The sequence below is a fragment of the Pseudomonas monteilii genome, assembly GCA_001534745.1.
Taxonomy (GTDB): Bacteria; Pseudomonadota; Gammaproteobacteria; order Pseudomonadales; family Pseudomonadaceae; genus Aquipseudomonas; species Aquipseudomonas alabamensis.
This window is the reverse complement of the sequence record CP013997.1, coordinates 572872-587478: the sequence shown is the minus strand read 5'-3', so window position 1 is coordinate 587478 and position 14607 is coordinate 572872. Positions and strand designations below refer to the sequence as shown.

Annotated in this window: 11 protein-coding genes; 8 read left to right on the top strand and 3 right to left on the bottom strand. The window is 67.1% G+C overall.

Annotation, left to right across the window (positions count from 1 at the left end; all coding sequences use genetic code 11):
• Positions 1-221 precede the first annotated feature (221 nt).
• On the bottom strand, positions 222-2399 hold the full coding sequence (locus tag APT63_02725; GenBank protein AMA44619.1) for a TonB-dependent receptor: 2178 nt from the start codon (positions 2397-2399) through the stop codon (positions 222-224).
• Positions 2400-2725: 326 nt separating this feature from the next.
• On the opposite strand from APT63_02725, the gene APT63_02720 reads away from it, so the two are divergent.
• Complete coding sequence (locus tag APT63_02720; protein ID AMA44618.1) at positions 2726-3418, top strand: two-component system response regulator; 693 nt, start codon at positions 2726-2728, stop codon at positions 3416-3418.
• On the top strand, positions 3418-4752 hold the full coding sequence (locus tag APT63_02715; GenBank protein AMA44617.1) for a histidine kinase: 1335 nt from the start codon (positions 3418-3420) through the stop codon (positions 4750-4752). The genes APT63_02720 and APT63_02715 overlap by 1 nt, the downstream gene beginning before the upstream one ends.
• A gap of 12 nt (positions 4753-4764) precedes the next feature.
• On the opposite strand, the gene APT63_02710 is transcribed toward APT63_02715, so the two are convergent.
• Entirely contained in the window at positions 4765-5715 is a 951-nt protein-coding gene (locus tag APT63_02710; GenBank protein ID AMA44616.1) for an AraC family transcriptional regulator, read from the bottom strand.
• A gap of 178 nt (positions 5716-5893) precedes the next feature.
• Here APT63_02710 and APT63_02705 point away from each other — a divergent pair, with 178 nt between their 5' ends.
• The 5 genes from APT63_02705 to APT63_02685 all read left to right on the top strand — a co-directional run bounded on the left by APT63_02705 (position 5894) and on the right by APT63_02685 (position 10506).
• Positions 5894-6322, top strand: a complete 429-nt coding sequence (locus APT63_02705) for a hypothetical protein (protein AMA44615.1) — start codon at positions 5894-5896, stop codon at positions 6320-6322.
• Between the two features lie 12 nt (positions 6323-6334).
• The gene (locus APT63_02700) at positions 6335-7795 is read left to right on the top strand and encodes a hypothetical protein (protein AMA47770.1); all 1461 of its coding nucleotides are present in this window, start codon (positions 6335-6337) and stop codon (positions 7793-7795) included.
• Positions 7792-8457: a hypothetical protein gene (locus APT63_02695; GenBank protein AMA44614.1), complete on the top strand. Its 666-nt coding sequence runs from the start codon at positions 7792-7794 to the stop codon at positions 8455-8457. The genes APT63_02700 and APT63_02695 overlap by 4 nt, the downstream gene beginning before the upstream one ends.
• A 98-nt stretch (positions 8458-8555) precedes the next feature.
• A complete protein-coding gene (locus APT63_02690; protein AMA47769.1) occupies positions 8556-9185 on the top strand; it encodes a hypothetical protein in 630 nt (209 codons plus the stop codon).
• Positions 9186-9372: 187 nt separating this feature from the next.
• Positions 9373-10506 carry an ADP-ribosylglycohydrolase gene (locus APT63_02685; protein AMA44613.1) on the top strand — a complete coding sequence of 378 codons (1134 nt, stop codon included), beginning with the start codon at positions 9373-9375 and terminating at the stop codon, positions 10504-10506.
• A 435-nt stretch (positions 10507-10941) separates the two neighbouring features.
• Here APT63_02685 and APT63_02680 read toward each other — a convergent pair whose 3' ends face one another.
• Positions 10942-12249: a chemotaxis protein gene (locus APT63_02680; protein ID AMA44612.1), complete on the bottom strand. Its 1308-nt coding sequence runs from the start codon at positions 12247-12249 to the stop codon at positions 10942-10944.
• Between the two features lie 226 nt (positions 12250-12475).
• Between APT63_02680 and APT63_02675 the strand changes: the two genes are divergently transcribed.
• Positions 12476-14101, top strand: coding sequence for a chemotaxis protein (locus APT63_02675; GenBank protein AMA44611.1), 1626 nt, complete (start codon positions 12476-12478; stop codon positions 14099-14101).
• Positions 14102-14607 lie beyond the last annotated feature (506 nt).

Genomic DNA, 14607 nt, shown 5'->3' with positions numbered 1-14607 from the left:
CCGAAGGCAGCGAAAGGGTTACGCGGCGCGCCAGGTCCGTTACCGGCGGGGCGATCCATTGCTTCGCTGCGTACTCGATGGAGAAGTCCGCGGAATATTTGGTTCAAAATGTTTCAAGCCGTCAGCGGTGCCACGCATGAGGCGATGACCCGCTGTCGGCGCGGGCCCAGAGGGCGCTCGGGCGATGTCGTCGTCCAGCGGCCCCTGGGCTCACCCTGCCCTTAGAAGTCGTACCGCGCCCCCACCACCATGCTGCGCGACGGCCCATAGAAGTTGAACGTCGAGGTCGATCCCACCCGCGACAGGTAATCCCGGTCGAACAGGTTGTTGACGTTCAGGGTGGCGGTCAGCTTCGGCGTCACCGGGTACGACAGCAGCGCATCCACCGTGGCATACCCCGGCGCGTCGATGCGCACCCCGCCGTTCTCGGAATGGAAGTTGCTCATGGCCGACACACCACCGCCGATGGCCAGCCCTTCGAGCGGGCCTTGGCTGAGGGTGTACTTGCTCCACAGCGAGGCCTGGTGGCGCGGCATGATGAAGAAGGTGGTCTCGGGGTCGCCCTTGACGGTGTCGGTCTGCATCCAGGTGTAGCCGGCCAGCAGCTCCCAGTTCGGGGTCAGCTTGCCGCTGACTTCCACTTCGGCACCCTTGACGCGGGTCTTGCCGGAGGCGACGGAGTTGGTGGTGGCCACGCCGTCGGCGTCGTACAGGGCACTGGCGCGGTTCTCGTCGGTCAGGCGGAAGGCCGACAGGCGGGTGTTGAGGTCGCCGCCGAAGTAGCTGCTCTTCACGCCGACTTCGTACTGCTGACCTTCGCGCGGCTTGAGTACCCGGCCCTGGCCGTCGGTGGCCGACTGTGGCTTGAACACCTGTGAATAGCTGGCGTACAGCGCATGGGTGTCGTTCAGGTCATAGACCAGCCCGCCGTAAGGCGTGAAGTGGCCGTCCACGCGCTTGCTGTCGGCATCGGTGGCGCCCGTCTTGAGGGTAGTGGTGTAGAAGTCGCCACGGTACCAGCTGAAACGGCCGCCGCCGATCAGCGCCAGGCGCTCGATGGGGCGGAAGGTGACTTTGGAGTAGAGGCCGTACTCTTCTTCCTGGGTGCCGACCTCGGTGCTGTAGTTCGGCGCTGGCTTGCCGAAGCGGGTCGGCGAGTAGGTGTTGACGTTGATGGTGCCCAGGTTGGTGGTGCCGTTGCGGTATTCGCTGTCGTAGTTCTTGTAGTCGCTGCCGACCACGAACTCGCTGATCTGGCCGAAGGTTTCGAACGGCTGGCTGTAGCTGGCGTCCAGCGAATAGGTGTCCTGGGTGAAGTCACGGGCGCTGGCGCGCTCGGAGTTGGCCCCGTTCCTGGCGTTGGTGGCGGTGAAGGCGTACAGGTACTCGGTGTCACGCTGCGAGCCACGGGCGGCGATGCGACCGTAGCCGCCATTGTCGAAGCGGTGGGTCAGTTCGGCGACCAGGTCGGTGGTCTTGCCGTCGAAGCTGTTCCAGTCGGCGCCGAGGAAGCGCGAGTGGCTGAAGTCCGGCACTTCACCGTTCAAGGTGGCAGGGTAGCCGTTGTGCGGGACGAGGTTCTTCACTTCGTGGATCAGGCCGAACGACAGCAGGGTGTCCGCGTCCAGGTCGATGTCCAGCGCGCCGTAGTAGGTGTTGCTGGTGTTGGCGTTGTAGTCGACTTCGCCGTTGGTGTCGTCACGGGAGGCGACGAAGCGCCCCCGCACACGCCCGGCGTCGTCCAGCGGGCCGCTCAGGTCGACTTCTTCGTGGTTGGTGTCCCAGGTGCCGTAGCTGCCTTCGACATGGCCCTGGAACTCGGCGGTCGGGCGCTTGCGCACCATGTTGACGATACCGCCCAGTTCGCTGGTGCTGCTGAACAGCCCGGCCGGGCCGCGCATGATCTCGACCCGGTCGAACGCTGCCAGCGACGGTACGGTGCCGAAGATGCTGGCCATCGGCGCGGGCAGGCCGTCGATGTTGAACTCGCTGTACTCGTAGCCCCGGGCATAGATCGACGAGCGGCCGCTGTCGTTGGTCAGGGTGCGCAGGCCGGCGGTGTACTTGGCCAGGTCGTCCAGGTGCACGAAACGGCGATCCTTGACGTAGTCCTGGGTGTAGACGGTGATCGACTGCGGGATGTCCTTGAGCGCCGCGGGCGTCTTGGTGCCGACGGTGGCGGCATCGACGCTGTAGCCGCCGGTGGCTTCCGACGGCAGCATGTCGTACAAGCGGTTGCCGTCGATGGTCAGGGCCGGCAGGTCGAGCGCGCCGCTGTCGATGGTGATCGGCTCGGCGACCGTCTCGGCCAGCGCCGACAGTGAAAACGGCGCCATCAACCCTAGCACCAGCCAGCCCCGTGCGCCGTACGGGCGCCCCATACCTTTCGAACCGTTCATGACCCTTCCTTCGTTGGCACTGCGATGACAGAGGCGCAAGGGTTCGTCTGCGCCGCGTCGCGTGGTTCGGACCACGTTCTGGCGGGCAGCCCTGTGCGGCGTCACGGGCAGGGCCGGACGATCACCGCGCAGGGAGACTGGGACATGGGCCAGCAGCCGCATGAATGACAGTAATTCGCAAACGAAACACATTGCTTTTTGCGAACGATACCGCAGGGCTGCCAGTGGTGCAGCAGGATTAACCTTCTTAACACAGCAGGCGTTGCCCTCCCCCACGCGCGGTGGGATGATCCGCAACTGATACAGGTTCTCATTCAAGGCTCACCGTGCCCACTTCCCTGCTGCTCGCCGAAGACGACCCCCACCTGCGTCAGGACCTGGCGCGCCACTTCCTGCAGCGCGGCTTTCAGGTCCAGGCATGCGCCACCGGTACCCAGGCCTTGAACGTGCTGCGCCAGGCGTCGTTCGACCTGGTGTTGCTGGACATCATGCTGCCGGGCATCGACGGCCTGAGCCTGCTCGACGAACTGCGCCGTCGGCAGGCGGTGCCGGTGATGCTGATGTCGGCGCTGGGGGCCGAGCAGGATCGGATCAGTGGCTTCACCCGCGGCGCCGACGACTACCTGCCCAAGCCCTTCAGCCTGGCGGAGCTGGATGCGCGGGTCGATGCCCTGCTGCGGCGCGTGGCCTTCGACCGGCGGCTGCCGTCACGGGCCCCTGCCAGTGCCCTGACCCTCGACCCGGAGGCCCAGGACGTGCGTCATGACGGCAGGGCCGCTGGGCTGACGGCCTCCGAATTCCGCCTGCTGGTCACGCTGCAGGCCTGCCCTGGCGAGGCCTTGAGCAAGGCGTTCCTCTACCAGACCGTGCTGCACCGGGCCTACACCCGCCTGGACCGTGGCCTGGACGTGCACGTGTGCAACCTGCGCCGCAAGTTGGCCGACGTCGGGGCGCAGCATGTGCAGATCCAGGCGGTGCGCGGGCAAGGCTACCTGCTGGTCGAAGCGGGCCCGGCGTGATGCGCCGCCATCGCCTGCTGTGGAAGCTCGCCGGCTTGCAGATCGGCTTCTGCCTGCTGTTGACCTGGCTGATCTGGACCTGGGGGCTGTCGGTGGAGCGCAGCACCTACTTCTTGCCCCAGGCCGACCAGGACTACCTGGCCCGCCATGCGCAGGAGGCCGAGCAGGCCTGGCGCCAGGGCGGCGCGGCGGGTGCCGAGGCCTTTCGGATGCGGCTGTCACGGGATGAGCACACCTGGGTGGCGCTGGTCGGCCCCCATCTGCAAAGTTTGGGCACGACGCCCCTGAGCGCGGAGGAAGCCAGCCACCTGACCTTCATGCGCAAGCTGAACTGGCCCTTGAGCCGGCGCCTGCGTGACGAGCTGCCCTATGTCAGCATCGAGTTTCCGCAGCAGCCGCAGGCCGGGCGCCTGGTGCTGCAGCTGCCCGAACGCCTGCTTCCTACCGGGTTGACGCCCTGGACCCACCTGGTCACCCATGGCCTGGCGCCAAGCCTGCTGGCTCTGCTGCTGGGGCTGCTGCTCTATCGCCACCTGGTGGTGCCGCTGAATCAGCTGCGCGACCGCGCCGACGCCTTGCGCGCCGACGATCTGGACAACCCGGGCCTGCCGCTGCGACACCGGCGTGACGAATTGGGCGAGCTGGCCCAGGCTTTCGACCACATGGCCGGGCGCCTGCGCCAGAGCCTGGAACAGCAACGGCTGTTGCTGCGCACCCTGTCCCACGAGCTGCGCACGCCCCTGGCGCGGCTACGCATCGCCCACGACAGCGACCTGCCCGCGGCGCAGTTGCGCGAGCGCCTGGACCGTGAGGTCGCCGGCATGCAGACGCTGCTGGAGGACACCCTGGACCTGGCGTGGATGGACACGGAACAGCCGGCCCTGCCCACAGAGCCGGTGCTGGTGGTGTCGGTGTGGGAAGCCCTGTGCGAGGACCTGTGCTTCGAAAGCGGCTGGGACCGCGCGCGCCTGCCCTGCTCGCTCGGCCTCGATTGCCGCGTACAGGCGCACCTGGACAGCCTGGCCCAGGCCCTGGAAAACCTGATGCGCAATGCCCTGCGCCATTCACCGCCCGAGGGCCGGATCCGCCTGGATGGCTGGCGCGAAGACGATCACTGGCACCTGCGCCTGAGCGACCAGGGCCCCGGTGTGCCACCGGCCGATCTGGAACGCATCTTCCTGCCCTATCAACGTCTGGACGGCACGGGTGCCGGCTTCGGCCTGGGCTTGGCCATTGCCCGGCGCGCCATCGAACTGCAAGGCGGGCGACTGTGGGCCAGCAACGGTCATCCCGGTCTGTGCCTGCACCTGACCTTGCCGGTCGCCCACGGCTGAGGCGACGGTGCTCTAGCCGCGTTCCATGCCCGGCGGGTGGCCGAAGTAGGCCTTGTAAGCGTGGTTAAAGTTGGCCGGGTGCGTGTAGCCCAGCCGGTAGGCGATCTGCGCGACCTGCCACTTGTGCTGGCGCAGCAGCACCCGCGCCAGCTCCATGCGCTGCTGACGCACGTACTGCAGCATCGACTGCCCGAACACCCCCGCAAAGGCCCGGCGCAGCGTGGTTTCGCCGACGCCCACCGAGCGCGCCAGGTCGGCGCTGCCGGGCGGCTCCACCAGGTTTGCGTCCAGCACCGCACGCGCCTCGAAGGCGATCTCGCGCTGGCCGCGCGGCACCGTCGTCGGCCGGCTGGGCGTCTGTTGCAGGAAGGCCGCCAGCTCCACCAGCACTGCCAGGCTCAGACTCTCCTGATTCAGCCGTTCCATCGCGCCGGTGTAGGGCGAGTGGTACAGCCGCTCGAGCAGCCCGCCCAGGGCCTGGCAGGCGTGCAGCTCGGAAAACCGCATGCCGTCGCCGATCAGCCCGAGCAGGGGCGTGAAGGCGTCGTCTTCCTCGGCCAGCTCCTGCAGCAGCTCACGGCCGATGCGCAGCCCGGCCATGCGCGCATGGCTGCCGGCACCGAGCTCGTCCACCGCTTCCATGCTTTCGCTCAGGCCCAGCGCGTGGGTGGCACCCTGGGTGTAGCGATTGAGGTGGCCGTCCACGCGGTGTTGCCATTGCCCTTCCAGCACCTGGACCAGGCACAGGCTGTCGGGCAGCACCTTGTCGATGCGCACCGGCTCGGGAAACTGCAAATTGCAGTCGAAGTACTGCAACTGCGGACGCACGCTGCGGGCGCGGTAATGGCCCACGGCGCTGCCGACCACCTGCCGCGCGCGCTGGTCGAACACACCGGCCTGGTCCAGCGCCTCGGGCCGGTCGAAGCAGAACTGCGTGTCCAGATAAGGGTTCCAGCGTTTCATTGGCAGGGGTGTCCGTCGGTGCCTGGCATAGGCAGGCCATGTTAACCCGGTCACACCTTGGGCAGGCGCCCTTGTGAACGAGTGGTTATTGATTGTGCGCGGCGGCCACCTGGCTTGGCAGGGCGGCGATGGTTGACTTCAATGGTTGCCCCCCTGACATTTCTAGGAAGCTCGACCGATGCCGATCTATCGCACATGGATGGCCCTGCTGGGCCTGACGCTGGCCGTCCTGGCCGGGTTCGCCCACGCCGAAGACCGCCCTGAAGTGGCTGACAAGGTGGTCGCCTACGCGGGCGAGCAGAACATCAAGGTCTGGACCCTGCGCATCGGTGCGCGCAGCGAACACCAGGCCCTGGTGCAGCTCGAAGGCGTAGACCACGACTGGGACATGAAGATCCAGAAGATGGCCGTGGAAAAGACCGACAAGGATACCCGTTACGTCACCACCGTGGACGGCAAGCGTTTCGTCGCGCTGATCGTGCGCAACGGTTGGGGCGAACTGACCCTGCCGGGCGAGTCGCAGACCATCAACGTCTCCTACGACGAGTACCTCTCCGAACAAGGCAACGCCCAGGCGTTCCTCACCGATTACCTGCAGGCGCAATGACCCATGACCGCGATACGACGGTTGAGCTGGGCGCTGATGATCCTGGTGCTGCCGCTGATCCTGATGGGCTGGAGCAGCCTGCAGGGCTGGCGCGCCGACAGCGTACTGGACGAGGCGCATGCCATGCGCCAGTGGCTGGCAGCGCCTGACGACCGTTGGCTGGAAGCCTTGTCGGTCAGGGAACGCAAGGAAGTGATCAGCGAGCAGGGCCGGCGCGAGAACTTCCAGTACCGCGTCGCGCTCGCCGAGGCCGACACCGCCGGGCTGCGGCTGCGCCAGGTCCTGGCCGGGCTCGGCTACTGGCTGGCCGTCGCGGCCTTGATCGCCGGACCGGCGACCTGGATCAAGCTGCGCCTGGATGCGCGCCGTGCCCGTGCCTCACGGGATTACCTGCACGATCACCTGGCCGACAATTGGCGCACCCTGGGGCATTGGCTGGTGGCTTACACCGGCCTGGTCTGCGCCTCGCTGGGGATGATCCTGCTGTACCAGCTCAGCTGGGGCTGGAGCCATCGCGCCGATGGCGGCTGGGTGATGCTGCTGTTCAGCGTGCCCGTGGCGGCTGTGATGTACCTGGGCGTGCTGCTGATCGAGCGCCTGCGCAAGCAGTGGTTCGAACTGGACCACCAAGGCTCGGCTTTCCTCGGCCGGGCCTTGAGCCGCGCCGAGGCCCCGGGTGTCTGGGCCTGGATCGAAACGGTGGCCAACCGCCTGAACGCCCCGGTGCCCGACCACATCGTGGTCGGCATCGACCAGTCGTTCTTCGTCACCAGCGTCGACGTGGCGCTGCAACCGTCCGGGCAACTGCTGACCGGGCGCACCTTGTACCTGCCCCTGCCGTACCTGTCGGCGCTGAGCCAGCAGGAAACCGCCTCGATCGTCGGCCATGAACTGGGCCACTTCAGCAGCCGTGACACCGAGCGCGGCAGCGAAACCGGCGCACGCTTCAGCCTGATGTGCGCGCACTTCGCGCTGATCAGCGCCGAGGATGCCGACCCGGCCTGGATCGAGCGTCCGGCGATCTGGATGGCCGGGCAGTTCCTCTACCACTTCCAGGTCGCGGTGCATCACTGGAGCCGCGCCCAGGAGCTGGTCGCGGACCGCGCAGGCGCGCAGGTCGCCGGTGAGCGGGTGTTCTGCCAGGCCTTGCTGCGGGTGATCGCCCTGGAAGGCGAAGTCACCCGCCTGCTGCACGCGCAGCGAGGCGGGGACCTGGTGCAGGCTTTGGCCCAGCACCTGCGACAGACCTCGTTGAGTGTCGACCAGCGCGTCATCGCCCAGGCAATCGCCCACCCCTTCGACACGCACCCACCGACCGTGCAGCGCCTCGAGCACTTGAAAGTGGACATGGACGCCGCCCTGCTGGCCCAGGCGACCCGCATGCCAAGCGAAGACGATCGCCAGTGGTTCGGACGCCTGGCGAGCCACGTGCGCCCCACGACTGACACCACTGACATGGGAACACCCGCATGAGCCACCCCAACGATCCACTGGCCGACCTTGGCCAGTCGCTGACCCAGGACTTCAACCAGCACGCCAGTGCCAGCCAGCAGCACGCGATCCAGGAGCACGAGCAGCTGCTGGCCCGTTACCCGGCCGTCACCGAGCTGAAGACCACCCGCAAGATCTATCGCACGCTGGTGATCTTCACGCTGTTCCTGGGCGGCCTGAGCGTGTTCTGCCTGACGGACGACGCTGCCCGGCTGGCGGGTGTGCCCCTGCTGATCATGACCTTGGGCTTCGTCGCCGGTTTCTGGGTGCACCGGAACGCGGGCACGGAGGTGGGCATGCGCCTGACCCACACGCACCTGTGGTTCCCGGCGCTGGATGCCGAGATCGAGCTGCAGCACGTCACCGAGGTGCGCATCGCCAATGGACGCATGACGCAGATCACCCTGTGCCTGGATCGCAGCGCCCCCCTGCCCGGCATCCGCAAGCGGTTCGGACCGCTGATGCCCACGGCCAAGATCAAGCGCGGTCGTGTGCCTCAGGTTCGCCTGTCGGTCTATGGGCTCGAGCTGGATGGCGAGCTGCTCGACGCTGAAGAGTTGATGCAACTGCTCTACGGGTACTGTCACGTCGCCCGGGCCCATGCCCAGTTACAGGCGTTGCGCACTGCCCCGCGCGACGCGTGAGCCGCCTTCCCCATGACCCCTCGGGCTGCCCGATGCAGCCCTTTCAGACAAGGATCCATCCCATGAGCACCCCTTCGCAGCCCGATCCACTGTCACGCCTGTCCGAGGCGCTGGGCAACGAGTACGGCCAGGCCCGTGAAGCCCAGCGCGGCCAGGTCGTCGCCGACCTTCGCGAAGTGATCGAACGCGTGCCCGAGCAGAGCGAATTCACCAACACCGCTCGCTTCAAGGTGCTGGGCCCCGTCCTGCTGCTGGGTGCTTTGGCCATGGCAGCCGCGGGGCTGACCCAGGACGGGAACAAGCTGACGATCTTCGGCGGTCTCATGGCCCTGGTGTTCGCCGTGCTGACCTGGCAGCACCGCAACTCCGGTCGCCACGTGTTCATGCGCCTGACCCGCCGCCAGTTGTTCGTCGACACCTTGAGCGCGCCGGTGGACCTGACCGACATCGTCGACGTCGAGGTCAAGGACGAAGGGCTGATCACCCAGCAGAAGCTGATCGTGCGGCCCGACTGCACGCTGCCGACCCACCGCGCCACAGGCAAGCTGTTCGGCAACCAGGCCATGGCCCTGAACAAGCCCGTGCCGCATCTGCGCATCCTGTCGGCCGGTCTGATGTGCAACGGCCGCAAGCTGAGCACCGAGGAAATCGCTGAGACCCTGCATGCCTACTGGCAGGCGGCCTGCGCGCAGCGACAGCTGGACGCCTTGAACGAACAGGCGCACTGAACCCATCGCGCCGGGCAGCCGGGCGCTGACGTCGCGCCCTGCCGCCCTACCTCCGGGACGCGCCTCTGGCTGACGGCACGCGTCCCGGCTCCACTGCCCGCACGGCAACCGCGCAGCCTTGCCTGCCCTGCGCAAGGCCTGGGCTGATAGCATCGGTGTCGACTGCGCTGACCGTCGAGGACGCCCCATGCCGCTTGATCCCCACTTGCCCCCTTCTGTGCGCCTCCCTACCGTCGAAGAGCGCTTTCTCGGCTGCCTGCTGGGCGGTGCCGTCGGCGATGCGCTGGGCGCGCCCGTGGAGTTTCTCTCGCGCGCCGAGATCCTGCGCCGCTTCGGCCCCTCGGGGATCACCGACTACGCGAAGGCCTACGGTGGCCTGGGCCGTATCACCGACGACACGCAGATGACCCTGTTCACCGCCGAAGGCCTGCTGCGCGCCTGGGTGCGTGGCTGCTTCAAGGGCATCACCACCTATACCGGCGTGACCGCCCATGCCTATCTGCGCTGGCTGAAGACCCAGGGCGAACAGTCGCCACTCGAGGCGTCCCTGCACGGCGAGGCGGGCTGGCTGATCGGCCAGGACGCCCTGCACCACCGGCGCGCACCGGGCATGACGTGCCTGAAGGCGCTGCGTGACATGCCGGTCCTGGGGCGACCGGCATGCAACGACAGCAAGGGCTGTGGCGGGGTGATGCGGGTCGCGCCGGTGGGGCTGTTCCTTTCGCGCCTGGAGCAGGCGAACGCCGTGGGCGAGGCGTTCGCCCTGGGCACGGACCTGGCGGCGCTGACCCATGGTCACCCGACCGGGTCGTTGACCGGTGGGGTGTTGGCGGCGCTGATCCTGGCCCTGGTCGAGGGCGCTGGTTTGCAGGCAGCCATCGCCGCAGCCAAGGTGCCGTTGCAGAAGGCACCCCACTCTGAAGAGACCTTGCACGCCATCGAACAGGCCGAGGCCCTGGCGCGGTCCGACCTGCCCCCTGCCCAGGCCATTGCACGCCTGGGCGAAGGCTGGGTAGCGGAGGAAGCCCTGGCGATCGCGCTGTATTGCGCGCTGGTCGCGCCTGACCTCGAACAGGCGGTGATCCTGGCGGTGAACCACGATGGCGATTCCGATTCGACCGGGGCGATCGTGGGCAACCTGCTGGGGGCAGTGCACGGCGTGCAGGCGATCCCCGAACGCTGGCTGGCGCCGCTGGAGCTGCGTGAGGTGATTGCCGAGTTGGCGCAGGATCTCTATGACTTTCGCGGGTGGGGAATTGGCGAGTACAGCCCGGAGCTGGCGTTGAATGAGCGGATCTGGCGAAAGTATCCGGGGTATTGAGTGAGGGCCAAGGGTGATGGCTTGGTTAGGGGGAGGCCTTGAGGCAGGTATATGTCGGCGGGTACGAGGGTGGCTGACCAGACGCCATCGCGGGCAAGCCCGCTCCCACAAGCTGCTTGCGCAGTGATGCCTATATTGATGCTGCAGAGGTCTGGGTGGGAGCTGGCTTGCCAGCGATAGGGCCCTACCAGGCGCCGCATGCGGCCGGGCATGTACCGAGTAGAAAAAGCAGTCGCTCCCACACCCAAGCGAGCTGCACCGGCATGGGCCGCACACAGGATCGCGATGTTCTGCCTCATCACGGTGTCACTACGGGTGAGCGGCCCCTGCCGGGGCGCCGGACCGGCCGCGATTGGGCCCGCAGGGCCCACAAAACCAGCCCTTCTGCCCCTCCGGCATACATCTGAGGCCCAGCCCCGCCGCCCCCGACTCCCCCTACTTACGCGCCATCATCCCCGCCGCCTGCTGGGTCGCCTCGGTCGTCCGGGTCGCCAACTTGCGCACCTCGTCCGCCACCACCGCGAACCCCCTGCCCGCCTCCCCCGCCCGCGCTGCTTCGATTGCCGCGTTCAACGCCAGCAGGTTGGTCTGGCTGGCAATGCTCTGAATGGTGCCGACGATCTCGGTCAACTGGGCGATGTTCGCTTCCAGGCTCTGCTGGTGCGCCGCCTCCGCTTCACGCATCGCCTGCTGCTGGTGCTCGAGGTCGACGTCCACCAGCGCGCCGACCACCCGCAGGGGCAACCCCTGGGCATCGCGTCGGGTCTGTCCGCGGGCCCGGAACCAGCGATACTCGCCGCTTTTCATCTTCAACCGGTACTCGATGTCGAACGGCGTCTTGCCGGTGCGATCGTTCAGGTGCGCGGCGAACGCGATCAGGCTGGCTTCCTTGTCCTGGGGGTGCAGGCGTGACGCCCAGCTGTCCAGCACGTCGGGGAATTCCTCGACGGTCTCGAACCCCAGCAGCCGACGGAACTGCGTCGACCACCAGAAGGGGTTCTTCGGGTTGACCGGGTCGCCAGCGATCACTTCCATGTCCCACAGGCCATCGGAGAGCATTTCGCGCGCCAGCTCGAAGCGGGTGATGATCACCTCGTGGGCCTGATCGCGCTCCAGCTCGTCATGGATGTCGCGCAGCGAACCGGCCACACGCAGGGGCGTGCCACGGCTGTCGCGCAGGGTTTCGCCCTGGGCGTAGAACCAGCGGTAACGGCCGTCCTTCATCGCCAGCCGGTTCTTGACCCGGTAGGGGGTAGCGCCGGACTTGTCGTTCAGGTGGCGGGCAAAGGCGTCCAGGGTCGCCTGGCGATCCTCGGGGTGCAGGCGGTCGGCCCAGCTGGCCAGCACGTTGGGGAAGTCGTTTTCATCGCGAAAACCCAGCAGGTGCCGCAGTTGCTGGGACCACCAGAAACGATTCTTCGGGTTGACTGGGTCGCCTGCGACCACCTCCATGTCCCACAACCCTTCGCTCGAGGCGCGGTTGACCAGATCGAAACGGGTCTCCGATGCAGTCGCCGAAGCGGTCGCCTGCTCGAGCAGCTCACGGGTCGCGCTCAGTTCGGCCTGCAAGTGCGCCTCGCGGGTGGCACTGGCCTGCGCACGCTCGCTCAGGGCTTGCCAGGCCGCGAGCACTCTGCGCCAGCCGGCCTTGCCTGGCTGCATGCCACCTTCCGACCCAGGCAGGCTCTGCAGGACCTGCTGCAAGGCCTGACGCTCATCACGGCTGCGAAACATTTGGAACATGTTCAAGACACTCATTCAAAGGACCAAGACAGCCGAATCCATGGCCCTGTGCCACTATCTATCGACCTGTATGGACCACGCTTGAATGCAAACGGCTCGGGGTGCGCAAAAAAATACCTAAATGCCGACAAGCGCCCGTGGGCCACGGAACGATGCCGATTTGCCATCATCGAACCCACACGACAACAAAGGCTTGTGCTGTCCGGCACTTGGAGAGGAACGCTTCATGCAATTCAGACACATCAAGGTGGGTAAACGCGCGGCGGTCCTGTTCGCCCTGATCGGCGTGCTGGTCGCACTGCTGGGGTCGGTCGCCCTGTACGAAACCCGCAAGATGGACAGCGCCAGCGCCGAGACCCGGACCGTCTGGATGCCTGCCGTGCTGGCCCTGAGCGAGGTGAGCCGCGACGTGGGGCGTGCCCGCGCACTGACCATGCGCAGCATCCTCGAGGACCAGGCCAGCACCCGTGAAGCGACCTTGCGCAAAGTGAACGACATCAATCAGGGCTTGCAGAAGAACCTGACGTTCTACGAAAGCACCATCCAGGATCCGGAAGACCGTGCCCTGTTCGAGGCCTTCATGGCAGCCAAGGGGCAGTACCAGGCGCAACAGGCCAATGTCAGTGAAGCCGTGCTGGCCAACCGTCTGGACAACGCCCGTCAGCTGGTCAACGGCCCGCTGGCCCAGAGCACCGAAGCGATGATGACGACCCTCACGGCGCTGATGACGTACAACGCCGACGGCTCGGAGCGTGCCGCCACCCGTAGCGCCGAGGCCGCCGATGAGGCGTTCATGCTGATCACCCTGGCCCTGGGCGTAATCCTCATTGCGCTGGTGACCATCGCGGTGCTGCTCACGCGCAGCATCGTCACGCCACTGGCCGAGGCCGTGGCGGTGGCCGAGCGCGTCGCCTCCGGCAACCTGACCCAGGACATCACCGTGGAGGGCCGTGACGAGCCGGCGCTGCTGCTCGGCGCCCTGTCACGCATGCAGGCCAACCTGCGCGACACCATCCGCCAGATCGCGGCGTCCTCCGACCAGTTGGCTTCGGCTTCCGAAGAGCTGCACAGCGTGACCGAGGACACCAGCCGCGGCCTGCACCAGCAGAGCGCCGAGATCGACCAGGCCGCCACGGCGGTGAACCAGATGACCGCTGCGGTGGAAGAAGTGGCCAACAACGCGGTCAGCACCGCCGATGCCTCCAAGGACGCCGACCAGACCACCCGCGAAGGGCGCGAGCGGGTCAACCAGGCGCTGGCGTCGATCCAGTCGCTGGTCGAGGACGTGACCGGCACCTCCCAGGACATCGAACAGCTGGCCGCCAGCGCCAACGAGATCAGCCGCGTGCTGGACGTGATCGGCGCCATCGCCGGGCAGACCAACCTGCTGGCGCTCAACGCGGCCATCGAGGCGGCGCGTGCTGGTGAAGCCGGGCGCGGGTTCGCGGTGGTGGCGGACGAGGTGCGTGCCCTGGCCCACCGCACCCAGCAGTCGACCCAGGAGATCGAACAGATGATCGCCGCCATCCAGTCCGGCACCACCCGCGCGGTCAGCGCCATGCACAACAGCCAGGGCCGTGCTACCGGCACCCTGGACATCGCCCAGGGCGCCGGTCAGGCGTTGCAGACCATCGCCGAGGCCATCGCCTCGATCAACCAGCGCAACCTGGTGATCGCCAGTGCCTCGGAGGAACAGGCCCAGGTGGCGCGCGAGGTGGACCGCAACCTAGTCAACATCCGCGACCTGTCGATGCAGACCTCGGCCGGCGCCAACCAGACCAGCGCTTCGGCCCAGGAACTGTCGCGGCTGGCGGTGGAGCTCAACGGCATGGTGGCGCGGTTTCAGGTATGAGGACGGCAGGCACTGATGAGGTGTGAAGCGCGCGGTGCCTGAAACAGGAAGCAATGGGCGCTGGCTTGTCAGTGGCAATGCCGGGCTACGCGTCGCCTGCATCGCGGGCAAGCCCGCTCCCACAGGGGGCCAGTCATTGGGCCTATACCGGGTGGCTGCCTGGAATGAGGACCCAGTCATTGGGCTGAGACCGGCGCTGTCTGGAATGGGGACCAGTCATTGGGCCGATACCGAGTAGCTGTCTGGAATGGGGACCAGTCATTAGGCCGATACCGAGTAGCTGTCTGGAATGAGGGCCGGTGGGAGCGGGCTTGCCCGCGATGGCGGTGGATCCGGTACCGAGGTCCTCGGCAGGCAGACGGGGGTGTTGCAGAGGCTTTTCCGCTGCTGGTTGGATGTGGCACATGGAGAGGTCAGCGTGGCGGGTCTACGGCCCCTGCGGGCCCGATCGCGGCCGGTCCGGCGCCCCGGCAGGGGCCGCTCCTACACCCGTAGTCACAGCGCGG